Origin of the sequence: Bacillus sp. EU52, from assembly GCF_037964975.1 — a bacterium.
Taxonomy (GTDB): domain Bacteria; phylum Bacillota; class Bacilli; order Bacillales; family Bacillaceae; genus Bacillus; species Bacillus subtilis.
The window spans coordinates 2194410-2218228 of the sequence record NZ_CP150177.1 but is presented as its reverse complement, the minus strand read 5'-3'; the positions used below and the strand labels follow the sequence as shown (position 1 = coordinate 2218228).

Genomic DNA, 23819 nt, shown 5'->3' with positions numbered 1-23819 from the left:
TAGGAAGTCCGGGAGGGGATCACTTGGAAAAGGTCGATATTTTCAAGGATATCGCTGAACGAACAGGAGGCGATATATACTTAGGAGTCGTAGGTGCTGTCCGTACAGGAAAATCCACGTTCATTAAAAAATTTATGGAGCTTGTGGTGCTCCCGAATATCAGTAACGAAGCAGACCGGGCCCGAGCGCAGGATGAACTGCCGCAGAGCGCAGCCGGCAAAACCATTATGACTACAGAGCCTAAATTTGTTCCGAATCAGGCGATGTCTGTTCATGTGTCAGACGGACTCGATGTGAATATAAGATTAGTAGATTGTGTAGGTTACACAGTGCCCGGCGCTAAAGGATATGAAGATGAAAACGGGCCGCGGATGATCAATACGCCTTGGTACGAAGAACCGATCCCATTTCATGAGGCTGCTGAAATCGGCACTCGAAAAGTCATTCAAGAACACTCGACCATCGGAGTTGTCATTACGACAGACGGCACCATTGGAGATATCGCCAGAAGTGACTATATAGAGGCTGAAGAAAGAGTCATTGAAGAGCTGAAAGAGGTTGGCAAACCTTTTATTATGGTCATCAACTCAGTCAGGCCGTATCACCCGGAAACGGAAGCCATGCGCCAGGATTTAAGCGAAAAATATGATATCCCGGTATTGGCAATGAGTGTAGAGAGCATGCGGGAATCAGATGTGCTGAGTGTGCTCAGAGAGGCCCTCTACGAGTTTCCGGTGCTAGAAGTGAATGTCAATCTCCCAAGCTGGGTAATGGTGCTGAAAGAAAACCATTGGCTGCGTGAAAGCTATCAGGAGTCCGTGAAGGAAACGGTTAAGGATATTAAACGGCTCCGGGACGTAGACAGGGTTGTCGGCCAATTCAGCGAGTTTGAATTCATTGAAAGTGCCGGATTAGCCGGAATTGAGCTGGGGCAAGGGGTGGCAGAAATTGATTTGTACGCGCCGGATCATCTATATGATCAAATCTTAAAAGAAGTTGTGGGCGTCGAAATCAGAGGAAGAGACCATCTGCTTGAGCTCATGCAAGACTTCGCCCATGCGAAAACAGAATATGATCAAGTGTCTGATGCCTTAAAAATGGTCAAACAGACGGGATACGGCATTGCAGCGCCTGCTTTAGCTGATATGAGTCTCGATGAGCCGGAAATTATAAGGCAGGGCTCGCGATTCGGTGTGAGGCTGAAAGCTGTCGCTCCGTCGATCCATATGATCAAAGTCGATGTCGAAAGCGAATTCGCCCCGATTATCGGAACGGAAAAACAAAGTGAAGAGCTTGTACGCTATTTAATGCAGGACTTTGAGGATGATCCGCTTTCCATCTGGAATTCCGATATCTTCGGAAGGTCGCTGAGCTCAATTGTGAGAGAAGGGATTCAGGCAAAGCTGTCATTGATGCCTGAAAACGCACGGTATAAATTAAAAGAAACATTAGAAAGAATCATAAACGAAGGCTCTGGCGGCTTAATCGCCATCATCCTGTAATACCGGTAGACCTCTTTATAGAATGGGAGGTCTTTTTTCTTTGCTCTTAATAATGGAAAAGGATCAAGGAATAGGATGAAAAAAGGAAAAAAAGGAATATTCGTTCGGTAAATCACCTTAAATCCTTGACGAGCAAGGGATTGACGCTTTAAAATGCTTGATATGGCTTTTTATATGTGTTACTCTACATACAGAAATTCTTCACTTTGTTGGACAAACATTCCTCAGAGTGCAGTTTTTCTTAAAAAGCCGTTTAATTGTCTTTCTCTTACTTGCTCTCATTTTTTTCTGAGACAGGTTTAGAATCAGACTGAACTGTGAAGAAATGATAATAAACGAACTGAATGTATCCTTTTGGGAGGAGGTGAAAGGCATGAACAAAACAGAACTTATCAATGCGGTTGCAGAAGCAAGCGAATTGTCTAAAAAAGACGCTACAAAAGCAGTTGACTCTGTTTTTGATACGATCTTAGATGCACTTAAAAACGGTGATAAAATCCAACTGATCGGTTTTGGTAACTTCGAGGTGCGTGAACGTTCTGCACGTAAAGGACGCAATCCTCAAACAGGTGAAGAAATCGAAATTCCAGCAAGCAAAGTACCTGCTTTCAAACCAGGTAAAGCGCTTAAAGACGCAGTTGCCGGAAAATAATTGTGAATATAGATCGTGTATGCATCTAGCTTACATACACTTTATTTCTTCACAGAAAAGCCCCTTTCTAAGGGGCTTTTCATATTTCAAGAGCATGGGCTTCCTGACAGGGCATTCACTTTGCTTTTAGCGGGGCATATGTGCTAGAATCGAAATTAAATGTATTCATTGGTGGAGGACATAGAACATGAAAGAAGTTAATAAAAAGCAAATCGAACAAGCTGTTCGTCAAATTTTAGAAGCGATCGGAGAAGACCCGAATAGAGAAGGGCTTCTTGATACTCCGAAAAGAGTCGCAAAGATGTATGCCGAAGTATTCTCCGGCTTGAATGAAGATCCAAAAGAACATTTCCAGACTATCTTCGGTGAAAACCATGAGGAGCTTGTTCTTGTAAAAGATATCGCATTTCATTCTATGTGTGAGCATCACCTTGTTCCCTTTTATGGAAAAGCACATGTTGCATATATCCCGCGAGGCGGAAAGGTCACAGGGCTCAGCAAACTGGCACGTGCCGTTGAAGCCGTTGCAAAGCGCCCGCAGCTTCAGGAACGCATCACTTCTACAATTGCAGAAAGCATCGTAGAAACGCTTGATCCGCATGGCGTAATGGTAGTGGTTGAAGCGGAACACATGTGCATGACGATGCGCGGTGTAAGAAAACCGGGTGCGAAAACTGTGACTTCAGCAGTCAGAGGTGTTTTTAAAGATGATGCCGCTGCCCGTGCAGAAGTATTGGAACATATTAAACGCCAGGACTAATAAAGATAGAGGGTGCTATAAATGAACCAAAAGCATTCAAGTGATTTTGTCGTCATTAAAGCCGTTGAGGACGGAGTGAATGTGATCGGCCTGACAAGAGGAACAGACACAAAGTTTCACCATTCCGAAAAACTCGACAAGGGAGAAGTGATCATCGCTCAGTTTACAGAGCATACTTCTGCCATTAAAGTCAGAGGAGAGGCACTGATTCAAACCGCGTACGGAGAAATGAAAAGCGAAAAAAAATAAGCTGGCTGTCCCCGCTGTTAAAAGCAAATGCTCGCAAACAGCGGGAGGATACAGCCAATTTCTTTTTTTTATGCTATAATGATACCTGCGTAAGCGAATGAAAAGATAAAACTCATACATAGATTAAGAAATAAATGTGAATTTGGGGACAAGGGTGATATTTTTGCAAGACATCTACGGAACTTTAGCCAATCTGAACACGAAATTAAAACAAAAGCTGTCTCATCCTTATTTAGCGAAGCATATTTCTGCGCCGAAAATTGATGAGGATAAGCTTCTTCTTTTTCATGCTTTATTTGAAGAAGCTGACATAAAAAACAACGACAGAGAAAATTATATTGTAACAGCGATGCTTGTACAAAGCGCCCTTGATACCCATGATGAAGTGACGACAGCTAGAGTCATAAAACGAGACGAAAACAAAAACCGCCAATTGACTGTTCTCGCGGGCGATTATTTCAGCGGGCTGTACTACTCTTTACTATCTGAAATGAAGGATATCTACATGATTCGGACGCTTGCTACAGCCATTAAAGAAATCAACGAACATAAAATTCGTCTGTATGACCGTTCTTTCAAGGACGAAAACGATTTTTTCGAAAGTGTCGGCATCGTTGAATCAGCTTTATTCCATCGTGTGGCGGAACACTTCAGTCTCCCGCGCTGGAAAAAGCTGTCGAGTGATTTTTTTGTATTTAAGCGGCTTATGAACGGGAATGATGCATTTCTGGATGTGATCGGCAGTTTTATACAGCTGGGAAAAACAAAAGAAGAGATATTAGAAGATTGTTTTAAAAAAGCGAAAAACAGCATTGAGTCACTTCTGCCTCTAAATTCACCTATTCAGAACATTTTAATAAACCGTCTGAAGACAATCAGCCAAGATCAAACCTATCATCAGAAAGTGGAAGAAGGGTAAACCATTATGCAGGACTCAAAAGAACAGCGCGTACACGGAGTATTTGAAAAAATATATAAAAATTATGACCAAATGAACTCTGTCATCAGTTTTCAGCAGCATAAAAAATGGCGCGACAAAACGATGCGCATCATGAATGTAAAAGAAGGCGCAAAAGCACTTGATGTCTGCTGCGGAACGGCTGACTGGACGATCGCTCTTGCAAAAGCGGCCGGCAAAAGCGGCGAGATCAAGGGCTTGGATTTCAGTGAAAATATGCTGAGTGTCGGCGAGCAGAAAGTAAAAGACGGCGGATTCAGCCAAATTGAACTGCTGCACGGAAATGCGATGGAGCTTCCTTTTGATGATGATACATTTGATTATGTCACCATTGGTTTCGGGCTCCGCAATGTCCCTGATTACTTGACTGTACTGAAAGAGATGAGACGTGTAGTGAAGCCGGGCGGGCAGGTGGTATGTCTGGAAACGTCCCAGCCGGAAATGTTCGGATTCAGACAGGCTTACTTTATGTACTTTAAGTATATTATGCCGTTTTTCGGGAAACTGTTTGCGAAGAGCTATAAAGAATATTCTTGGCTTCAAGAATCAGCCAGAGATTTCCCTGGAATGAAGGAACTGGCAGGCCTGTTTGAAGAGGCGGGCCTGAAAAATGTTAAATATCATTCGTTTACTGGCGGAGTCGCTGCCACGCATATCGGATGGAAATGAAAACACAGATGTTTGGGTGAATGATATGAAATTTAAAATGGCCTACTCTTTTTTAAATGACGATATTGATGTAATCGAAAGAGAACTTGAACAAACCGTACGTTCCGATTACCCGCTTTTAAGCGAGGCAGGTCTTCACCTGCTGCAGGCCGGAGGGAAACGTATTAGGCCTGTTTTCGTGCTGCTTTCCGGCATGTTTGGCGATTACGATATTAATAAGATTAAATATGTCGCCGTCACTCTGGAAATGATTCACATGGCATCTTTGGTTCATGATGATGTCATTGATGATGCGGAGCTTCGCCGAGGAAAACCGACAATCAAAGCAAAGTGGGACAATCGTATTGCGATGTACACAGGCGATTATATGCTTGCGGGATCTCTTGAAATGATGACGAGAATTAACGAACCGAAAGCCCATAGGATTTTGTCACAGACGATCGTTGAAGTTTGTCTAGGGGAAATTGAGCAGATCAAAGACAAATACAACATGGAACAAAATCTCAGAACGTATCTCCGCCGTATCAAAAGAAAAACAGCTCTCTTGATCGCGGTCAGCTGCCAGCTTGGTGCTATTGCGTCTGGAGCTGATGAGAAGATTCATAAGGCATTGTACTGGTTTGGGTATTACGTCGGCATGTCTTATCAGATTATTGATGATATTCTTGATTTTACTTCAACTGAAGAAGAGCTGGGTAAACCCGTTGGAGGAGATTTGCTTCAAGGAAACGTCACATTGCCAGTGCTGTATGCCCTGAAAAATCCTGCATTAAAAAACCAGCTTAAATTGATTAACAGTGAGACAACGCAGGAACAGCTTGAACCAATCATTGAAGAAATCAAAAAAACAGATGCAATTGAAGCATCTATGGCAGTAAGCGAAATGTATCTACAGAAAGCTTTTCAGAAATTAAACACGCTTCCTCGAGGGCGCGCACGCTCGTCTCTTGCAGCCATCGCAAAATATATCGGTAAAAGAAAATTTTAATTTTTGTAGATATTAAGAAATTTCTCCGCCCCGGATTGATTAATTATCAGAAAGATGTTACGATTTCGGTGTGCAGTGTGAAAGCCTATACATACATAATGATGGGGTGGAGAATATGATGGAAAAGACTTTTATCATGGTGAAACCAGACGGTGTCCAACGTCAGCTCATTGGGGACATTTTATCTAGATTCGAACGTAAGGGCTTACAATTAGCTGGCGCCAAGTTAATGAGAGTGACTGAACAAATGGCTGAGAAACACTACGCCGAACATCAAGGAAAGCCTTTCTTCGGAGAGCTCGTTGAGTTTATTACTTCAGGACCTGTATTCGCAATGGTGTGGGAAGGCGAAAATGTCATTGAAGTGACGAGACAGCTGATCGGGAAGACAAACCCTAAAGAAGCTTTACCTGGTACGATTCGTGGGGATTATGGCATGTTTGTCGGAAAAAACATCATCCACGGCTCTGATTCTCTCGAAAGTGCAGAACGCGAGATTAACATTTTCTTTAAGAATGAAGAATTAGTATCATATCAGCAGCTTATGGCAGGCTGGATCTATTAATCATTGTGAAAATAAGTAACAGAGCCGGCATCATATAACGCCGCCGGTTTTTGATCTGTTTTGTAAAGGTTTACATTAAAGTGAATAAAGGGTTGAATGGCAGTGTGCATCAGACCTCTGCCTTTCCCAACGATCTAAAATCAGCTGAAAAGCTGATTTTTTTATTGAAACAATACAATTTCCTGATAAAACAAGCTATACTAGGACAAAAAGACAGCGAGACTGGGAGAGTAGAGATGGATACATACAGCGTATTTACAACGAAATGGAAACAATTAACCGGAGTCGATTTAACACTATATAAAGAAGCACAAATGAAGAGAAGGCTAACGTCACTTTATGAGAAAAAGGGGTTCCAAAGCTTTAAGGACTTTGCTGCGGCATTGGAAAAGGATCAAGCTCTCTTAAATGAAACATTGGACAGAATGACGATCAATGTTTCAGAATTTTATCGTAATTATAAAAGATGGGAAGTTCTTGAGACTGCAATTCTGCCGTTAATCAAGACCTCTAGGCCTTTAAAGATTTGGAGTGCCGCCTGCTCAACGGGGGAGGAGCCATACACGCTTGCCATGCTTTTGGACCAGCAAAAAGGTCTTCCGGGCTATCAGATTTTGGCGACGGATATTGATGAAAAAGCATTGGAAAAAGCGAAAAAAGGCGTTTATCAGGAGCGGTCTTTACAGGAAGTGCCGCTATCTGTGAAAGATTGTTATTTTACGCAAAACGCAAATAGAAGTTATGAAGTGAAACCGGAAATCAAAAAGCATATTACATTCAAAAAGCACAATTTGCTGGCGGATCGTTATGAACAAGACTTTGACTTAATCGTGTGCCGCAATGTATTTATTTATTTTACAGAAAGCGCGAAGGAAGAGCTGTATTTAAAAATGGCACATAGCTTGAAGAAGAATGGAGTTCTTTTTGTCGGCAGCACCGAGCAAATCTTCAATCCCGAGAAATTTGGCCTAGTCCCAGCCGATACATTCTTTTATCAAAAAAGATAGACTGACTTTTTGCTGAAAAATATGTTATAGTAGTCTTACTTAAAAGCGTTAATGCGATGAAGGGAGAAGAAGTCATGAGATATTTAACAGCCGGAGAATCACACGGCCCCCAACTGACAACCATTATTGAGGGTGTACCTGCCGGGCTTTACATAACGGAGGAAGATATCAATTTTGAGCTTGCCAGACGCCAAAAAGGACACGGCCGCGGCCGCCGCATGCAGATCGAAAAAGACCAGGCCAAAATTATGAGCGGGGTGCGCCATGCACGTACACTCGGTTCACCAATTGCTCTCGTAGTTGAAAATAACGATTGGAAGCATTGGACAAAAATCATGGGCGCCGCTCCAATTACAGAAGATGAAGAAAAGGAAATGAAGCGCCAGATTTCCAGACCTAGACCTGGGCACGCTGACTTAAACGGTGCAATTAAATATAATCATCGTGATATGAGAAATGTGCTTGAGCGTTCTTCAGCAAGGGAAACAACTGTCAGAGTGGCGGCAGGGGCTGTAGCTAAAAAGATTCTTTCTGAGCTTGGCATTAAGGTGGCGGGCCACGTGTTGCAAATTGGCGCTGTTAAAGCTGAAAAAACAGAATATACGTCAATTGAAGACCTGCAGCGCGTAACGGAAGAGTCTCCTGTCAGATGCTACGATGAAGAGGCAGGCAAAAAAATGATGGCTGCCATTGATGAAGCAAAGGCAAACGGAGATTCCATCGGCGGAATAGTAGAAGTCATTGTCGAGGGAATGCCGGTAGGCGTGGGCAGCTATGTCCATTATGACCGCAAACTGGATAGCAAGCTTGCTGCCGCTGTACTGTCAATTAATGCATTTAAAGGTGTGGAATTCGGGATCGGATTTGAGGCGGCAGGCCGAAATGGAAGCGAAGTCCATGACGAGATCATTTGGGACGAGGAAAAAGGATACACCCGTGCTACTAACAGACTTGGCGGACTGGAAGGCGGCATGACGACAGGGATGCCAATCGTTGTCCGCGGAGTCATGAAGCCGATTCCGACTTTGTATAAACCGCTGAAAAGTGTCGATATTGAAACGAAAGAACCGTTTTCCGCCAGCATTGAACGTTCAGACAGCTGTGCTGTTCCTGCGGCAAGTGTAGTCGCTGAAGCGGCTGTCGCTTGGGAAATTGCGAACGCAGTCGTTGAACAATTCGGATTAGATCAAATTGACCGCATTAGAGAAAATGTGGAGAATATGAGAAAACTGTCGAGGGAATTTTAATGAAGACACTGCATGTTCAAACTGCTTCCTCGTCATATCCTGTTTTTATCGGACAAGGTATCAGAAAAAAGGCTTGCGAACTATTAACCTCTTTAAACAGGCCTTTAACAAGGATTATGCTTGTCACGGATGAAGAAGTGGACCGCCTGTATGGTGATGAAATGCTCCATTTGCTGCAAGATAAATGGCCTGTGAAAAAAGTGACGGTACCGAGTGGAGAGCAGGCAAAATCCATGGACATGTACACAAAATTGCAGAGTGAAGCGATTCGTTTTCATTTGGATCGCTCCTCATGCATCATCGCATTCGGTGGCGGTGTTGTAGGAGATCTTGCCGGTTTTGTGGCAGCCACTTTTATGCGCGGCATTGATTTCATTCAAATGCCTACAACGCTTTTGGCACATGACAGCGCAGTCGGAGGAAAAGTAGCCGTGAACCATCCGCTTGGAAAAAATCTAATCGGTGCGTTTTATCAGCCGAAAGCCGTGCTCTATGATACAGATTTCCTGCGTTCTCTGCCTGAAAAAGAGCTTAGGTCCGGAATGGCAGAAGTGATTAAACACGCTTTTATCTATGACAGAGCGTTTCTGGAGGAGCTGCTGAATATCCACTCACTGCGTGATATCACTAATGATCAGCTGAATGACATGATTTTTAAAGGCATTTCAATTAAAGCGTCTGTCGTTCAGCAGGATGAAAAAGAAGAGGGGATAAGAGCTTACTTAAACTTTGGGCATACGCTCGGCCATGCCGTTGAGGCGGAATATGGATACGGGCAGATCACTCACGGTGATGCCGTAGCCCTCGGAATGCAGTTTGCTTTATATATAAGCGAAAAGACTGTAGGCTGTGAAATGGACAGAAAACGTTTGGTCAGCTGGCTAAAAAGCCTGGGTTATCCAAGTCAAATCAGAAAAGAGACGGAAACTTCGGTTCTCTTGGACCGTATGATGAATGATAAGAAAACCCGTGGCGGGAAGATTCAGTTTATTGTGCTCAACGAATTAGGGAAAGTTGCTGATCATACATTTTCCAGAAATGAACTTGAGAGCTGGCTGAACAAATGGCGATTGGAGGAGACATCATGATGATTCGCGGAATTCGCGGAGCAACTACAGTTGAACGGGATACTGAAGAAGAAATTTTACAAAAAACAAAACAGCTGTTAGAGAAAATCATAGAAGAAAATCATACAAAACCGGAAGATGTTGTTCAAATGCTTCTGTCGGCTACACCTGATTTGCACGCTGTTTTCCCGGCAAAAGCTGTTCGCGAGCTTTCAGGATGGCAGTATGTACCGGTAACATGTATGCAGGAAATGGACGTAACAGGCGGTCTGAAAAAGTGCATAAGAGTCATGATGACCGTCCAGACAGATGTCCCTCAGGATCAGATCAGACATGTATATTTAGAAAAAGCCGTCGTATTGAGGCCCGATTTATCATTGACAAAAAATACTGAATTGTAATACGATAAGAATAGCTTAGAAATACACAAGAGTGTGTATAAAGCGATTAGAATGAGTTGAGTTAGAGAATAGGGTAGCAGAGAATGAGTTTAGTTGAGCTGAGACATGTATGTTTATTCTACCCAAAAGAAGTCTTTCTTTTGGGTTTATTTGTTATATAGTATTTTATCCTCTCATGCCATCTTCTCATTCTCCTTGCCATAAGGAGTGAGAGCAATGAATTTCCAATCAAACATTTCCGCATTTTTAGAGGACAGCTTGTCCCACCACACGATACCGATTGTGGAGACCTTCACAGTCGATACACTGACACCCATTCAAATGATAGAGAAGCTTGACAGGGAGATTACGTATCTTCTTGAAAGCAAGGACGATACATCCACTTGGTCCAGATATTCGTTTATCGGCCTGAATCCATTTCTCACAATTAAAGAAGAGCAGGGCCGTTTTTCGGCCGCTGATCAGGACAGCAAATCTCTTTACAGAGGAAAAGAACTAAAAGAAGTGCTGAACTGGATGAATACCACATACAAAATCAAAACACCTCAGCTTGGCATTCCTTTTGTCGGCGGAGCTGTCGGGTACTTAAGCTATGATATGATCCCGCTGATTGAGCCTTCTGTTCCTTCGCATACAAAAGAAACAGACATGGAAAAGTGTATGCTGTTTGTTTGCCGGACATTAATTGCGTATGATCATGAAACCAAAAACGTCCACTTTATCCAATATGCAAGGCTCACTGGAGAGGAAACAGAAAACGAAAAAATGGATGTATTCCATCAAAATCATCTGGAGCTCCAAAATCTCATCGAAAAAATGATGGACCAAAAAAACATAAAAGAGCTGTTTCTCTCTGCTGATTCATACAAGACACCCAGCTTTGAGACGGTATCTTCTAATTATGAAAAATCGGCTTTTATGGCTGATGTAGAAAAAATCAAGGGCTATATAAAAGCAGGAGATATCTTCCAGGGTGTTTTATCACAAAAATTTGAGGTGCCGATAAAAGCAGATGCTTTTGAGTTATACCGAGTGCTTAGGATCGTCAATCCTTCGCCGTATATGTATTATATGAAACTGCTAGACAGAGAAATAGTCGGCAGCTCTCCGGAACGGTTAATCCACGTTCAAGACGGACACTTGGAAATCCATCCGATTGCCGGTACGAGAAAACGCGGTGCAGACAAAGCTGAAGATGAGAGACTGAAGGTTGAGCTCATGAAGGATGAAAAAGAAAAAGCGGAGCATTACATGCTCGTTGATCTTGCCCGAAACGATATCGGCAGAGTAGCAGAGTATGGTTCTGTTTCTGTGCCGGAGTTCACAAAAATTGTTTCCTTTTCACATGTCATGCACATTATCTCGGTGGTTACAGGCCGATTGAAAAAAGGGGTTCATCCTGTCGATGCACTGATGTCTGCTTTCCCGGCGGGGACTTTAACAGGCGCACCCAAAATCCGTGCCATGCAGCTTTTGCAAGAGCTCGAGCCAACACCGAGAGAGACATACGGAGGATGTATTGCCTACATTGGGTTTGACGGGAATATCGACTCTTGTATTACGATTCGCACGATGAGTGTAAAGAACGGCGTTGCATCGATACAGGCAGGTGCTGGCATTGTTGCTGATTCTGTTCCGGAAGCCGAATACGAAGAAAGCTGTAATAAAGCCGGTGCGCTGCTGAAAACGATTCATATTGCAGAAGACATGTTTCATAGCAAGGAGGATAAAGCTGATGAACAGATTTCTACAATTGTGCGTTGACGGAAAAACCCTTACTGCCGGTGAGGCTGAAACGCTGATGAATATGATGATGGTAGCGGAAATGACTCCTTCTGAAATGGGCGGTATATTGTCTATTCTTGCTCATCGGGGGGAGACGCCAGAAGAGCTTGCGGGTTTTGTGAAGGCAATGCGGGCACACGCTCTTACAGTCGATGGACTTCCTGATATTGTTGATACATGCGGAACAGGGGGAGACGGTATTTCCACTTTTAATATCTCAACGGCCTCGGCAATTGTTGCCTCGGCAGCTGGCGCGAAAATCGCTAAGCATGGCAATCGCTCTGTCTCTTCTAAAAGCGGAAGCGCTGATGTTTTAGAGGAGCTAGAGGTTTCTATTCAAACCACTCCCGAGAAGGTCAAAAGCAGCATTGAAACAAACAACATGGGATTTCTTTTTGCGCCGCTTTACCATTCGTCTATGAAACATGTAGCAGGTACTAGAAAAGAGCTAGGTTTCAGAACGGTATTTAATCTGCTTGGGCCGCTCAGCAATCCTTTACAGGCGAAGCGTCAGGTGATTGGGGTCTATTCTGTTGAAAAAGCTGGACTGATGGCAAGCGCACTGGAGACGTTTCAGCCGAAGCACGTTATGTTTGTATCAAGCCGTGACGGTTTAGATGAGCTTTCAATTACAGCACCGACCGACGTGATTGAATTAAAGGACGGAGAGCGCCGGGAATATACCGTTTCACCCGAAGATTTCGGTTTCACAAATGGCAGACTTGAAGATTTACAGGTGCAGTCTCCGAAAGAGAGCGCTTATCTCATTCAGAATATTTTTGAAAATAAAAGCAGCAGTTCCGCTTTATCTATTACGGCTTTTAATGCGGGTGCTGCGATTTACACGGCGGGAATTACCGCCTCACTGAAGGAAGGAACGGAGCTGGCGTTAGAGACGATTACAAGCGGAGGCGCTGCCGCGCAGCTTGAACGACTAAAGCAGAAAGAGGAAGAGATCTATGCTTGAAAAAATCATCAAACAAAAGAAAGAAGAAGTGAAAACACTGGTTCTGCCGGTAGAGCAGCCTTTCAAGAAACGTTCATTTAAGGAGGCGCTGGCAAGCCCGAATCGGTTTATCGGGTTGATTGCCGAAGTGAAGAAAGCATCGCCGTCAAAAGGGCTTATTAAAGAGGATTTTGTGCCTGTGCAGATTGCAAAAGACTATGAGGCTGCGAAGGCAGATGCGATTTCCGTTTTAACAGACACCCCGTTTTTTCAAGGGGAAAACAGCTATTTATCAGACGTAAAGCGTGCTGTTTCGATTCCTGTACTTAGAAAAGATTTTATTATTGATTCTCTTCAAGTAGAGGAATCAAGAAGAATCGGAGCGGATGCCATATTGTTAATCGGCGAGGTGCTTGATCCCTTACACCTTCATGAATTATATCTTGAAGCAGGTGAAAAGGGGATGGACGTGCTAGTGGAGGTTCATGATGTATCAACGCTAGAACAAATATTGAAAGTGTTCACACCCGACATTCTCGGTGTAAATAATCGAAACCTAAAAACGTTTGAAACATCTGTAAAGCAGACAGAACAAATCGCATCTCTCGTTCCGAAAGAATCCTTGCTTGTCAGCGAAAGCGGAATCGGTTCTTTAGAACATTTAACATTTGTCAATGAACATGGGGCGCGAGCTGTACTTATCGGTGAATCATTGATGAGACAAACTTCTCAGCGTAAAGCAATCCATGCTTTGTTTGGGGAGTGAGGTTGTGAAGAAACCGGCATTAAAATATTGCGGTATTCGGTCACTAAAGGATTTGCAGCTTGCGGCGGAATCACAGGCTGATTACCTAGGATTTATTTTTGCTGAAAGCAAACGAAAAGTATCTCCGCAAGATGTGAAAAAATGGCTGAACCAAGCTCGTGTCGAAAAACAGGTTGCAGGTGTTTTTGTTAATGAATCAATAGAGACGATGTCACGTATTGCCAAGAGCTTGAAGCTCGACGTCATTCAGCTTCACGGTGATGAAAAACCGGCGGATGCTGCTGCTCTTCGCAAGCTGACAGGCTGTGAAATATGGAAGGCGCTTCACCATCAAGGTAACACAACTCAAGATATAGCCCGCTTTAAAGATAATGTTGACGGCTTTGTGATTGATTCATCTGTAAAAGGGTCTAGAGGCGGAACTGGTGTTGCATTTTCTTGGGAATGTGTGCCGGAATATCAGCAGGCGGCTATTGGTAAACGCTGCTTTATCGCTGGCGGCGTGAATCCGGATAGCATCACCAGCCTATTGAAATGGCAGCCAGAAGGAATTGACCTTGCCAGCGGAATTGAAAAAAACGGACAAAAAGATCAGAATCTGATGAGTCTTTTAGAAGAAAGGATGAACCGATATGTATCCATATCCGAATGAAATAGGCAGATACGGTGATTTTGGCGGAAAGTTTGTTCCGGAAACACTCATGCAGCCGTTAGATGAAATAGAAACAGCATTTAAACAAATCAAGGATGATCCCGCTTTTCGTGAAGAGTATTATAAGCTGTTAAAGGACTATTCCGGACGGCCGACTGCATTAACATACGCTGATCGAGTCACTGAATACTTAGGCGGCGCGAAAATCTATTTGAAACGAGAAGATTTAAACCATACAGGTTCTCATAAAATCAATAATGCGCTAGGTCAAGCGCTGCTTGCTAAAAAAATGGGCAAAACGAAAATCATTGCTGAAACCGGTGCCGGCCAGCATGGTGTTGCCGCTGCAACAGTTGCAGCCAAATTCGGCTTTTCCTGTACTGTGTTTATGGGTGAAGAGGATGTTGCCCGCCAGTCTCTGAACGTTTTCCGCATGAAGCTTCTTGGAGCGGAGGTAGTGCCTGTAACAAGCGGAAACGGAACATTGAAGGATGCCACAAATGAGGCGATCCGGTACTGGGTTCAGCATTGTGAGGATCACTTTTATATGATTGGATCAGTTGTCGGCCCGCATCCTTATCCGCAAGTGGTCCGTGAATTTCAAAAAATGATCGGAGAGGAAGCGAAGGATCAGTTGAAACGTATTGAAGGCACTCTGCCTGATAAAGTAGTGGCATGTGTAGGCGGAGGAAGCAATGCGATGGGTATGTTTCAGGCATTTTTAAATGAAGATGTTGAACTGATCGGCGCTGAAGCAGCAGGAAAAGGAATTGATACGCCTCTTCATGCCGCCACTATTTCGAAAGGAACCGTAGGGGTTATTCACGGTTCATTGACTTATCTCATTCAGGATGAATTCGGGCAAATTATTGAGCCCTACTCTATTTCAGCCGGTCTCGACTATCCTGGAATCGGTCCGGAGCACGCATACTTGCATAAGAGCGGCCGTGTCACTTATGACAGTATCACTGATGAAGAAGCGGTGGATGCATTAAAGCTTTTGTCAGAAAAAGAGGGGATTTTGCCGGCAATCGAATCTGCCCATGCGTTAGCGAAAGCATTCAAACTCGCCAAAGGAATGGATCGCGGTCAACTCATTCTCGTCTGTTTATCAGGCCGGGGAGACAAGGATGTCAACACATTAATGAAGGTATTGGAAGAAGAGGTGAAAGCCCATGTTTAAATTGGATCTTCAACCATCAGAAAAATTGTTTATCCCGTTTATTACAGCGGGCGATCCAGTTCCTGAGGTTTCGATTGAACTGGCGAAGTCACTCCAAAAAGCAGGCGCCACAGCATTGGAGCTTGGTGTTGCATACTCTGACCCGCTTGCAGACGGTCCGGTGATCCAGAGGGCTTCAAAGCGGGCACTTGATCAAGGAATGAATATCGTAAAGGCAATCGAATTAGGCGGAGAAATGAAAAAAAACGGAGTGAATATTCCGATTATCCTCTTTACGTATTATAATCCTGTGTTACAATTGAACAAAGAATACTTTTTCGCTTTACTGCGGGAAAATCATATTGACGGTCTGCTTGTTCCGGATCTGCCACTAGAAGAAAGCAACAGCCTTCAAGAGGAATGTAAAAGCCATGAGGTGACGTATATTTCTTTGGTTGCGCCGACAAGCGAAAGCCGTTTGAAAACCATTATTGAACAAGCCGAGGGCTTCGTCTACTGTGTGTCTTCTCTGGGTGTGACCGGTGTCCGCAATGAGTTCAATTCATCCGTGTACCCGTTCATTCGGACAGTGAAGAATCTCAGCACTGTTCCGGTCGCTGTAGGGTTCGGTATATCAAACCGTGAACAGGTCATAAAGATGAATGAAATTAGTGACGGTGTCGTAGTGGGAAGTGCGCTCGTCAGAAAAATAGAAGAATTAAAGGACCGGCTCATCAGCGCTGAAACGAGAAATCAGGCGCTGCAGGAGTTTGAGGATTATGCAATGGCGTTTAGCGGCTTGTACAGTTTAAAATGAGGTGACTGATTTGCGTATCAAAGAACATTTAAAACAGCTGAAGCCTTATCAGCCTGGAAAGCCGATTGAAGCAGTGAAATCAGAATATGGCTTGGATAAAGTTGTGAAGCTTGCTTCAAACGAGAATCCTTACGGCTGTTCAGAGGCTGCAAAAGAGGCGCTTCATCATGAGATTCAACAGCTAGCCCTTTACCCGGACGGGTATAGCGCCGCTTTGCGGACAAGGCTCAGTAAGCACCTCAATGTCAGCGAAACATCACTTATTTTCGGCAACGGTTCTGATGAAATCATTCAGATCATCTGCCGGGCATTTCTAAACAATAAAACCAATACGATCACTGCTGCCCCGACTTTTCCGCAATATAAACATAATGCGGTTATTGAAGGTGCTGAAGTGCGTGAAATTGCACTTCGTCCCGACGGCTCACATGATTTAGACGCCATGTTAGAAGCCATCGACGAACAGACACAAGTCGTTTGGATATGCAGCCCGAATAATCCGACTGGCACTTATACATCTGAAGGAGAATTACTCGCATTTCTGGAGCGCGTTCCTTCACGTGTCCTTGTTGTTCTTGACGAAGCATATTATGAATATGTAACAGCAGAGGATTACCCGGAAACTGTGCCGCTCTTAAGCAAGTATTCCAATTTGATGATTTTGCGCACATTTTCAAAGGCATACGGTCTGGCAGCGCTCAGAGTCGGATACGGAATTGCTGACGAGAACCTGATTCGCCAGATTGAGCCGGCGAGAGAGCCGTTTAATACGAGCCGTCTGGGCCAGGCTGCGGCGATTGCCGCACTTGATGATCAAGCGTTTATTGCTTCCTGTGTCGAGCAAAATAATGCAGGCCTTCAGCAGTATTATGATTTTGCGAAAACTCATGGTTTAAAGTGCTACCCTTCACAGACAAATTTTGTGTTAATTGACTTTAAACGTCCTGCTGATGAACTGTTTCAGGCTCTGCTGGAAAAAGGCTATATCGTCCGGTCAGGAAATGCATTAGGTTTCCCGACATCACTCCGGATTACGATCGGAACAAAAGAGCAAAATGAAGAAATACTTGCCATTTTAGCTGAAATTTTATAAGAGGTGATCGAATATCACCTCTTTAGTCTATAAACCAGGTGATGACGTATGAATCAAATGAAAGATACAATATTGCTCGCCGGTCTCGGATTGATAGGCGGTTCGATTGCCCTAGCCATCAAAAAAAATCATCCCGGCAAACGGATTATCGGAATCGATATCTCTGATGAACAGGCGGTAGCGGCATTAAAATTAGGCGTGATAGACGATCGTGCTGATTCGTTTATTAGCGGTGCGAAAGAGGCAGCTACAGTAATCATTGCGACACCTGTTGAACAAACACTGGTTATGCTTGAAGAGCTGGCTCATTCAGGAATTGAACATGAGCTTTTGATTACGGATGTAGGAAGCACAAAGCAAAAAGTGGTTGATTACGCTGATCAAGTGCTGCCTAGCCGCTATCAATTTGTCGGAGGGCATCCGATGGCGGGTTCACATAAATCAGGAGTGGCCGCTGCGAAGGAGTTCCTGTTTGAAAATGCATTTTATATTTTAACCCCAGGCCAGAAAACAGACAAACAAGCTGTGGAACAGTTAAAAAATCTGCTGAAGGGTACGAATGCCCATTTTGTGGAAATGTCGCCGGAGGAGCATGATGGCGTTACAAGTGTAATCAGTCATTTTCCGCATATTGTAGCAGCTAGTCTTGTTCACCAAACCCATCATTCGGAAAACCTGTATCCGCTTGTTAAGCGTTTTGCTGCCGGCGGGTTCAGAGATATTACAAGGATTGCATCAAGCAGCCCGGCAATGTGGCGGGATATTTTATTACATAATAAAGATAAAATCTTAGACCGTTTTGATGAGTGGATTCGTGAAATTGACAAGATCCGTACATATGTAGAACAAGAAGATGCGGAAAATCTATTTCGTTATTTTAAAACCGCCAAGGATTATCGCGACGGGTTGCCGCTTCGGCAGAAGGGAGCGATACCTGCATTTTATGATTTATATGTGGATGTACCCGATCATCCGGGTGTGATATCCGAGATAACAGCGATCTTAGCTGCGGAGCGCATCAGTATCACGAATATCCGCATTATCGAAACACGAGAGGATATTAACGGGATTTTAAGGATCAGTTTTCAGTCTGATGACGACCGCAAAAGGGCAGAACAATGCATTGAAGCCCGGGCGGAATATGAAACTTTTTATGCTGATTGAGGTGGAAAAAATGAAACGAGAAAAGGTGCAGACCTTACATGGAGAAATACATATTCCCGGTGATAAATCCATTTCTCACCGCTCTGTTATGTTTGGCGCGCTAGCGGCAGGCACAACAACTGTTAAAAACTTTCTGCCGGGAGCAGATTGTCTGAGCACGATCGATTGCTTTAGAAAAATGGGTGTTCACATTGAGCAAAGCGGCAGCGATGTCGTGATTCATGGAAAAGGAATCGATGCCCTGAAAGAGCCAGAAAGCCTTTTAGATGTCGGAAATTCAGGTACAACGATTCGCCTGATGCTCGGAATATTGGCGGGCCGTCCTTTTTACAGCGCGGTAGCCGGAGATGAGAGCATTGCGAAGCGCCCAATGAAGCGTGTGACTGAGCCTTTGAAAAAAATGGGGGCTAAAATCGACGGCAGAGCCGGCGGAGAGTTTACACCGCTGTCAGTGAGCGGCGCTTCATTAAAAGGAATTGATTATGTATCACCTGTTGCAAGCGCGCAAATTAAATCTGCTGTTTTGCTGGCCGGATTACAGGCTGAGGGCACAACAACTGTAACAGAGCCCCATAAATCTCGGGACCACACTGAGCGGATGCTTTCTGCTTTTGGCGTTAAGCTTTCTGAAGATCAAACGAGTGTTTCCATTGCTGGTGGCCAGAAACTGACAGCTGCTGATATTTTTGTTCCTGGAGACATTTCTTCAGCCGCGTTTTTCCTTGCTGCTGGCGCGATGGTTCCAAACAGCAGAATTGTATTGAAAAACGTAGGTTTAAATCCGACTCGGACAGGTATTATTGATGTCCTTCAAAACATGGGGGCAAAACTTGAAATCAAACCATCTGCTGATAGCGGTGCAGAGCCTTATGGAGATTTGATTATAGAAACGTCATCTCTAAAGGCAGTTGAAATCGGAGGAGATATCATTCCGCGTTTAATTGATGAGATCCCTATCATCGCGCTTCTTGCGACTCAGGCGAAAGGAACGACCGTTATCAAGGACGCGGCAGAGCTAAAAGTGAAAGAAACAAACCGTATTGATACTGTTGTTTCTGAGCTTCGCAAGCTGGGTGCTGAAATTGAACCGACAGCAGATGGAATGAAGGTTTATGGCAAACAAACGTTGAAAGGCGGCGCTGCAGTGTCCAGCCACGGAGATCATCGAATCGGAATGATGCTTGGTATTGCTTCCTGTATAACGGAGGAGCCGATTGAAATCGAGCACACGGATGCCATTCACGTTTCTTATCCAACCTTCTTCGAGCATTTAAATAAGCTTTCGAAAAAATCCTGAAGTTTTACTTCAGGATTTTTTATGCAGATCATAATTCGAGGCGAAAAAACATAGCTTGTCTTATAGAGGGGATAGAAAAACGAAAAGGGGGGATGTGCTTTACTTACAAGCCGGCAGGTCAAAGAGCTGCTTTACTGTACAGAGGGCGATCTTCCTTTTTTCATTTTCTATCTCAAGATCTTTTGGTAAACTAATAAGACTCAATAATTCCCTTCCGTACAGAAGCATCTTATTTGCCGGGGGCATTCGTCTGAATTATGATAAGATTAACCCGAACAAATAAAGCTTTTTTGTATGGTTGATGTTGTATAGGAAAAGAAAGGACCGGTCCGATTTGAATACATTGATTCAAGAAGCCATAAAATTAGTTGAAGCAGGTGAAACAGAAAAAGGCCTCAACACGCTCTCGAAGGCTGAAAAACAGCTGCATGATGAAGATAAAGCCATTGCAGCCCAGCTTTATTACGAGTGGGGCGATGTAGAAAAAGCAATTTCACTGATTAGTGATCTACATGATTTATATCCAAATGAAACAGAACTGACGAATTTCTACGCTGAACTTTTAATAGATATTGACGAAGAAGAAAAAGCCCTCGCTGTGCTGGAGACTATTCCGGAAACAGATCCATCATATCCGGAAAGTTTGCTGCTTATGGCGGATCTTTATCAGATGCAGGGGTTATTCGAAGTCAGTGAACAAAAGCTTTTACAGGCAAAGTCCATTCTGGACAATGAACCTGTTATTGATTTTGCACTGGGAGAACTTTACTTTGCTCAGGGAGCCTATGCAAAAGCGGTTCAATATTTTAAAACAACGGCTGAGGAGCAGAGTGAGATCGGAGGCGTTAATGTCCATCAAAGACTGGCAGAATCGTTAAGTGCCTCAGGTGAATTTGAGGATGCCATTCCATGGTATGAGAAAGCTGTCGATGAGAATCCTGATCCTAATACGATTTTCGGCTATGGTTTTACAGCCTTACAGGCGGGGCTTGTGAAAACAGCTATTAAGCAGCTGTCTGATTTAAAGGAGCTTGATCCATCTTATACTTCACTTTATATGCCGCTCTCGAAAAGCTATGAAGCTGAAGGAATGTATGAAGAGGCATTAAAAACGGCAAAAGAGGGGATCAGATATGATGAATATAACAAAGAACTTTTCCTTTATGCCGCCAAAATGGCCTTAAAAATCGGGAAGTCAGAAGAGGGGAAAAAGCTGCTTCAGGAGGCGCTTGCGCTTGATCCGGGCTTTGTCGAGGCGCTTCATACACTTCTTGCCGTGTATCACAAAGAAGAGGATTATGATCAGATCATTGATCTTATTCAAGAGGTTCGAAGCTACGGTGAAGAAGATCCTAAATACAATTGGTATCTTGCAAGCGCATATACTGAATTAGAGCAATACGAGGAAGCAAAACAATCCTTTGAGGCTGCCTATCTTCATTACCGGGAGGATAGAGATTTCTTATATGAATACGCAAGCTTCCTATTAGAAGAAGGCCTTCAAAAAGAAGCGCTGCCGCTTTTGAAAAAGGTTCTTGAAATGGACGGAGCCAATGAAGAGCTTGAAGAAACGATTTTGCGAATCGAGGATGAATTTTCTAGATAAGCAGGAATATTAACCATTCATGTGGAACATATAAGTATATAGATTATACGAACGATAGAGGAGGGAATTACATGCAGACCCCTGTTTCTGTCAATGAGAAAAAAGATTTTATCCGTTGGTTTTTAAACCATTATCAGTTAAAGCGCCGAGAGTGCGTTTGGATCTTGAACTACTTAATGAGCCATGATTCTCTCATGGAGAAGGTTCATTTTGTGGAGCAGGCTGAATTTTGCCCGAGAGGCATTATAATGTCAACACATTGTGTTGAAGAAGTTCCGTTCCGGTTCTATAAAGAGAATGTCATGACTACCGACGCGGAAAAATCTTTTCATGATATTAGATTAAATAAACAGCAGGATTTGTTTATCCAGCTTAATTTCCGTTCGGCTTACAGCTCACCTGAATATGCGGCGGTGCTGGAGTCCAACCCGCATATTCCGAAAAACCTTTTTGAGAATAAAAAAGATCAGGGATTGGCGGAACAGATTTTAGAGCACGCTATTTCCACATTCCAAAGAGAAAAATTATTAAAAGACATTGACGAGGCGTTAGATCGTCATGATAAAGAGGCATTTGAACAATTATCGCGCCAATTAAATCAGCTCACATAATATGACCAGCCTTGCAGTGAATTGCAAGGCTTGTTGCCGTAAAGGGGGAGAACGATGAGGTGGAGAATCACTGATGCCAAGGACTATTTACAAGCTAAGGATTACATTGATACCGCTGTCATACCATTAATTAACATAAGGGTTAATAACCATTTTAAAATGGCGGCGGAGAAAGGCGAGTTTACGCAGCTTCTCTCAGAAGAACTTGAAAGGCAGTTAAAGGGACGGGTATATTTACTTCCGCCTTATACATATGTTGATAGAAATGAAATAACCGTTCAAGGGCTTAAGGATTTGCGGGAAGAGCTGATAACGGAATTTCCGCATGTTGTCCTGCTCACATCTGACGAAAGTTGGAGAGCTGAGGAGGCGTTAGGCAAAATGATTGTTACACCGTCTGTTCCATTAGAGCATTTAAATGACTCTTTAAAAAGAAAAATATTGGATGAACGCACTGCTGAAATTTTGAACGTTTTGTTACAGTTATGGAGCACTTCATAAAAACACTTACATTTCCTTATAAACAATATTTTGGCTATATTGACCTTGCTGAGAGATTCATATATTATGAGGGTGTCTAGAGTTATTGCAATATTTTCTATTTTAGTCAGTTTGCAGGGGTGACCTAGAGGGGGGAGAAGAGATGGGCGGAAAACATGATATATCCAGACGTCAATTTTTGAATTACACGCTCACAGGCGTAGGAGGTTTTATGGCGGCTAGTATGCTCATGCCTATGGTTCGCTTCGCACTCGACCCGGTATTAAAATCGACAGGGAAGCAGGATATGGTTCAGGTTGTCAGCGTTGATGAGTTGACAAAAGAGCCGCAGCGCTTTGATTTTAAAATTAATCAAGTCGATGCCTGGTATGAGTCAGAAGAGTCAAGATCAGCCTGGGTCTTCAAAAACGGGGATGAAATTGTAGCACTTTCGCCAATTTGTAAGCATTTAGGGTGTACGGTGAACTGGAATAGTGATCCTAAAAACCCGAATAAATTCTTTTGTCCATGCCATTACGGACTCTATGAAAAGGACGGCACCAATGTCCCTGGCACGCCGCCGCTTGCGCCTCTTGATCATTATGAGCAAGAAGTAAAAGACGGCTTCCTGTATCTTGGAAAAGCAAAGCCTAAGGGGGAAGGGTGACATGCTGAACAAAATTTATGACTGGGTAGACGAGCGGCTTGATATTACACCGATGTGGAGGGATATTGCCGATCACGAAGTACCGGAACATGTGAATCCCGCCCATCATTTCTCTGCGTTTGTGTATTGCTTTGGGGGACTGACGTTTTTTGTAACCGTTATCCAAGTATTATCTGGAATGTTTTTAACGATGTATTATGTGCCTGATATCAAAAATGCCTGGGAATCGGTATATTATTTGCAAAATGAAGTGGCATTCGGCCAGATTGTCAGGGGGATGCACCACTGGGGTGCGAGTCTGGTCATTGTGATGATGTTTTTACATACGCTGAGGGTCTTTTTCCAAGGCGCGTATAAAAAACCGCGCGAGCTGAACTGGATTGTCGGTGTGCTGATCTTCTTTGTTATGCTCGGTCTTGGCTTTACAGGCTACTTGCTTCCTTGGGATATGAAGGCTCTGTTTGCAACAAAAGTCGGGCTGCAGATCGCCGAAGCCACGCCTTTGATCGGAACGCAAGTTAAAACGCTCCTTGCAGGGCATCCGGATATTGTAGGCGCCCAAACGCTGACTAGGTTTTTTGCGATCCATGTATTTTTTCTTCCTGCCGCATTGTTCGGGCTGATGGCTGCACATTTTATTATGATCCGGAAGCAGGGGATTTCAGGACCGCTTTAAACTCTTGATCTGCGAATAAAAGGGAGGGGATG

26 protein-coding genes are annotated in these 23819 nt (G+C 43.7%); all 26 read left to right on the top strand.

Annotated elements, in window-relative coordinates:
* Positions 1-23: 23 nt before the first annotated feature.
* The 26 genes from spoIVA to qcrB all read left to right on the top strand — a co-directional run bounded on the left by spoIVA (position 24) and on the right by qcrB (position 23787).
* Positions 24-1502, top strand: a complete 1479-nt coding sequence (gene spoIVA, locus NSU05_RS11180) for a stage IV sporulation protein A (RefSeq protein ID WP_003230572.1) — start codon at positions 24-26, stop codon at positions 1500-1502.
* Between the two features lie 373 nt (positions 1503-1875).
* Positions 1876-2154 carry a non-specific DNA-binding protein Hbs gene (gene hbs / locus NSU05_RS11175; RefSeq protein WP_003153447.1) on the top strand — a complete coding sequence of 93 codons (279 nt, stop codon included), beginning with the start codon at positions 1876-1878 and terminating at the stop codon, positions 2152-2154.
* Positions 2155-2341: 187 nt separating this feature from the next.
* Positions 2342-2914, top strand: a complete 573-nt coding sequence (gene folE / locus NSU05_RS11170) for a GTP cyclohydrolase I FolE (protein WP_038429210.1) — start codon at positions 2342-2344, stop codon at positions 2912-2914.
* A gap of 21 nt (positions 2915-2935) precedes the next feature.
* On the top strand, positions 2936-3163 hold the full coding sequence (mtrB, locus tag NSU05_RS11165; protein ID WP_003230576.1) for a trp RNA-binding attenuation protein MtrB: 228 nt from the start codon (positions 2936-2938) through the stop codon (positions 3161-3163).
* Between the two features lie 163 nt (positions 3164-3326).
* Entirely contained in the window at positions 3327-4082 is a 756-nt protein-coding gene (hepS, locus tag NSU05_RS11160; RefSeq protein WP_014480130.1) for a heptaprenyl diphosphate synthase component 1, read from the top strand.
* A 6-nt stretch (positions 4083-4088) separates the two neighbouring features.
* Positions 4089-4790 (top strand): demethylmenaquinone methyltransferase, encoded by a 702-nt coding sequence (gene menG / locus NSU05_RS11155; RefSeq protein ID WP_003230580.1) that lies wholly within the window; start codon positions 4089-4091, stop codon positions 4788-4790.
* A gap of 25 nt (positions 4791-4815) precedes the next feature.
* The gene (gene hepT / locus NSU05_RS11150; RefSeq protein ID WP_003246013.1) at positions 4816-5778 is read left to right on the top strand and encodes a heptaprenyl diphosphate synthase component II; all 963 of its coding nucleotides are present in this window, start codon (positions 4816-4818) and stop codon (positions 5776-5778) included.
* A gap of 115 nt (positions 5779-5893) precedes the next feature.
* Positions 5894-6343 (top strand): nucleoside-diphosphate kinase, encoded by a 450-nt coding sequence (gene ndk, locus NSU05_RS11145; RefSeq protein ID WP_010886554.1) that lies wholly within the window; start codon positions 5894-5896, stop codon positions 6341-6343.
* Positions 6344-6579: 236 nt separating this feature from the next.
* Positions 6580-7350, top strand: coding sequence for a protein-glutamate O-methyltransferase CheR (gene cheR / locus NSU05_RS11140; protein ID WP_038429209.1), 771 nt, complete (start codon positions 6580-6582; stop codon positions 7348-7350).
* Positions 7351-7424: 74 nt separating this feature from the next.
* A complete protein-coding gene (gene aroC / locus NSU05_RS11135; protein ID WP_004398727.1) occupies positions 7425-8597 on the top strand; it encodes a chorismate synthase in 1173 nt (390 codons plus the stop codon).
* Positions 8597-9685 carry a 3-dehydroquinate synthase gene (gene aroB, locus NSU05_RS11130; RefSeq protein WP_014480126.1) on the top strand — a complete coding sequence of 363 codons (1089 nt, stop codon included), beginning with the start codon at positions 8597-8599 and terminating at the stop codon, positions 9683-9685. The genes aroC and aroB overlap by 1 nt, the downstream gene beginning before the upstream one ends.
* Positions 9682-10065, top strand: a complete 384-nt coding sequence (gene aroH / locus NSU05_RS11125) for a chorismate mutase (protein ID WP_004398675.1) — start codon at positions 9682-9684, stop codon at positions 10063-10065. Before aroB ends, aroH begins: the two co-directional genes overlap by 4 nt.
* Before the next feature lie 216 nt (positions 10066-10281).
* Positions 10282-11829 carry an anthranilate synthase component I gene (gene trpE, locus NSU05_RS11120; RefSeq protein WP_029726769.1) on the top strand — a complete coding sequence of 516 codons (1548 nt, stop codon included), beginning with the start codon at positions 10282-10284 and terminating at the stop codon, positions 11827-11829.
* Positions 11801-12817 (top strand): anthranilate phosphoribosyltransferase, encoded by a 1017-nt coding sequence (trpD, locus tag NSU05_RS11115; RefSeq protein WP_038429208.1) that lies wholly within the window; start codon positions 11801-11803, stop codon positions 12815-12817. The genes trpE and trpD overlap by 29 nt, the downstream gene beginning before the upstream one ends.
* The gene (trpC, locus tag NSU05_RS11110; protein ID WP_038429207.1) at positions 12810-13562 is read left to right on the top strand and encodes an indole-3-glycerol phosphate synthase TrpC; all 753 of its coding nucleotides are present in this window, start codon (positions 12810-12812) and stop codon (positions 13560-13562) included. Before trpD ends, trpC begins: the two co-directional genes overlap by 8 nt.
* Positions 13563-13566: 4 nt before the next feature.
* The gene (locus NSU05_RS11105; RefSeq protein WP_038429206.1) at positions 13567-14214 is read left to right on the top strand and encodes a phosphoribosylanthranilate isomerase; all 648 of its coding nucleotides are present in this window, start codon (positions 13567-13569) and stop codon (positions 14212-14214) included.
* Positions 14195-15397 carry a tryptophan synthase subunit beta gene (trpB, locus tag NSU05_RS11100; RefSeq protein ID WP_015383968.1) on the top strand — a complete coding sequence of 401 codons (1203 nt, stop codon included), beginning with the start codon at positions 14195-14197 and terminating at the stop codon, positions 15395-15397. Before NSU05_RS11105 ends, trpB begins: the two co-directional genes overlap by 20 nt.
* Positions 15390-16193 carry a tryptophan synthase subunit alpha gene (gene trpA, locus NSU05_RS11095; RefSeq protein WP_003230608.1) on the top strand — a complete coding sequence of 268 codons (804 nt, stop codon included), beginning with the start codon at positions 15390-15392 and terminating at the stop codon, positions 16191-16193. Before trpB ends, trpA begins: the two co-directional genes overlap by 8 nt.
* 10 nt (positions 16194-16203) lie before the next feature.
* On the top strand, positions 16204-17286 hold the full coding sequence (hisC, locus tag NSU05_RS11090) for a histidinol-phosphate transaminase (protein WP_014480119.1): 1083 nt from the start codon (positions 16204-16206) through the stop codon (positions 17284-17286).
* Positions 17287-17334: 48 nt separating this feature from the next.
* Positions 17335-18450, top strand: a complete 1116-nt coding sequence (locus tag NSU05_RS11085; RefSeq protein ID WP_014480118.1) for a prephenate dehydrogenase — start codon at positions 17335-17337, stop codon at positions 18448-18450.
* Between the two features lie 10 nt (positions 18451-18460).
* On the top strand, positions 18461-19747 hold the full coding sequence (gene aroA, locus NSU05_RS11080; protein ID WP_029726773.1) for a 3-phosphoshikimate 1-carboxyvinyltransferase: 1287 nt from the start codon (positions 18461-18463) through the stop codon (positions 19745-19747).
* A gap of 334 nt (positions 19748-20081) precedes the next feature.
* Positions 20082-21353, top strand: coding sequence for a tetratricopeptide repeat protein (locus NSU05_RS11075; RefSeq protein ID WP_021481536.1), 1272 nt, complete (start codon positions 20082-20084; stop codon positions 21351-21353).
* Positions 21354-21424: 71 nt separating this feature from the next.
* Positions 21425-21964: a ReoY family proteolytic degradation factor gene (locus NSU05_RS11070; protein WP_015251820.1), complete on the top strand. Its 540-nt coding sequence runs from the start codon at positions 21425-21427 to the stop codon at positions 21962-21964.
* A gap of 54 nt (positions 21965-22018) precedes the next feature.
* The gene (locus tag NSU05_RS11065; RefSeq protein ID WP_029726774.1) at positions 22019-22465 is read left to right on the top strand and encodes a YpiF family protein; all 447 of its coding nucleotides are present in this window, start codon (positions 22019-22021) and stop codon (positions 22463-22465) included.
* Positions 22466-22607: 142 nt separating this feature from the next.
* Positions 22608-23111 (top strand): ubiquinol-cytochrome c reductase iron-sulfur subunit, encoded by a 504-nt coding sequence (locus tag NSU05_RS11060; RefSeq protein WP_003230627.1) that lies wholly within the window; start codon positions 22608-22610, stop codon positions 23109-23111.
* 1 nt (position 23112) lies between these two features.
* Positions 23113-23787, top strand: a complete 675-nt coding sequence (qcrB, locus tag NSU05_RS11055; RefSeq protein ID WP_003225560.1) for a menaquinol-cytochrome c reductase cytochrome b subunit — start codon at positions 23113-23115, stop codon at positions 23785-23787.
* Positions 23788-23819 lie beyond the last annotated feature (32 nt).

Bases quoted from the DNA above. Each gene is read 5' to 3' on its own strand.
- NSU05_RS11065 (WP_029726774.1), top strand. From the start codon at position 22,019: ATGAGGTGGAGAATCACTGATGCCAAGGACTATTTACAAGCTAAGGAT.
- NSU05_RS11060 (WP_003230627.1), top strand. From the start codon at position 22,608: ATGGGCGGAAAACATGATATATCCAGACGTCAATTTTTGAATTACACG.
- NSU05_RS11070 (WP_015251820.1), top strand. From the start codon at position 21,425: ATGCAGACCCCTGTTTCTGTCAATGAGAAAAAAGATTTTATCCGTTGG.
- menG (WP_003230580.1), top strand. From the start codon at position 4,089: ATGCAGGACTCAAAAGAACAGCGCGTACACGGAGTATTTGAAAAAATA.
- trpA (WP_003230608.1), top strand. From the start codon at position 15,390: ATGTTTAAATTGGATCTTCAACCATCAGAAAAATTGTTTATCCCGTTT.
- folE (WP_038429210.1), top strand. From the start codon at position 2,342: ATGAAAGAAGTTAATAAAAAGCAAATCGAACAAGCTGTTCGTCAAATT.
- trpE (WP_029726769.1), top strand. From the start codon at position 10,282: ATGAATTTCCAATCAAACATTTCCGCATTTTTAGAGGACAGCTTGTCC.
- aroC (WP_004398727.1), top strand. From the start codon at position 7,425: ATGAGATATTTAACAGCCGGAGAATCACACGGCCCCCAACTGACAACC.
- aroB (WP_014480126.1), top strand. From the start codon at position 8,597: ATGAAGACACTGCATGTTCAAACTGCTTCCTCGTCATATCCTGTTTTT.
- NSU05_RS11085 (WP_014480118.1), top strand. From the start codon at position 17,335: ATGAATCAAATGAAAGATACAATATTGCTCGCCGGTCTCGGATTGATA.
- ndk (WP_010886554.1), top strand. From the start codon at position 5,894: ATGATGGAAAAGACTTTTATCATGGTGAAACCAGACGGTGTCCAACGT.
- qcrB (WP_003225560.1), top strand. From the start codon at position 23,113: ATGCTGAACAAAATTTATGACTGGGTAGACGAGCGGCTTGATATTACA.
- hbs (WP_003153447.1), top strand. From the start codon at position 1,876: ATGAACAAAACAGAACTTATCAATGCGGTTGCAGAAGCAAGCGAATTG.
- trpC (WP_038429207.1), top strand. From the start codon at position 12,810: ATGCTTGAAAAAATCATCAAACAAAAGAAAGAAGAAGTGAAAACACTG.
- cheR (WP_038429209.1), top strand. From the start codon at position 6,580: ATGGATACATACAGCGTATTTACAACGAAATGGAAACAATTAACCGGA.
- aroH (WP_004398675.1), top strand. From the start codon at position 9,682: ATGATGATTCGCGGAATTCGCGGAGCAACTACAGTTGAACGGGATACT.
- mtrB (WP_003230576.1), top strand. From the start codon at position 2,936: ATGAACCAAAAGCATTCAAGTGATTTTGTCGTCATTAAAGCCGTTGAG.
- trpD (WP_038429208.1), top strand. From the start codon at position 11,801: ATGAACAGATTTCTACAATTGTGCGTTGACGGAAAAACCCTTACTGCC.
- hepT (WP_003246013.1), top strand. From the start codon at position 4,816: ATGAAATTTAAAATGGCCTACTCTTTTTTAAATGACGATATTGATGTA.
- aroA (WP_029726773.1), top strand. From the start codon at position 18,461: ATGAAACGAGAAAAGGTGCAGACCTTACATGGAGAAATACATATTCCC.
- trpB (WP_015383968.1), top strand. From the start codon at position 14,195: ATGTATCCATATCCGAATGAAATAGGCAGATACGGTGATTTTGGCGGA.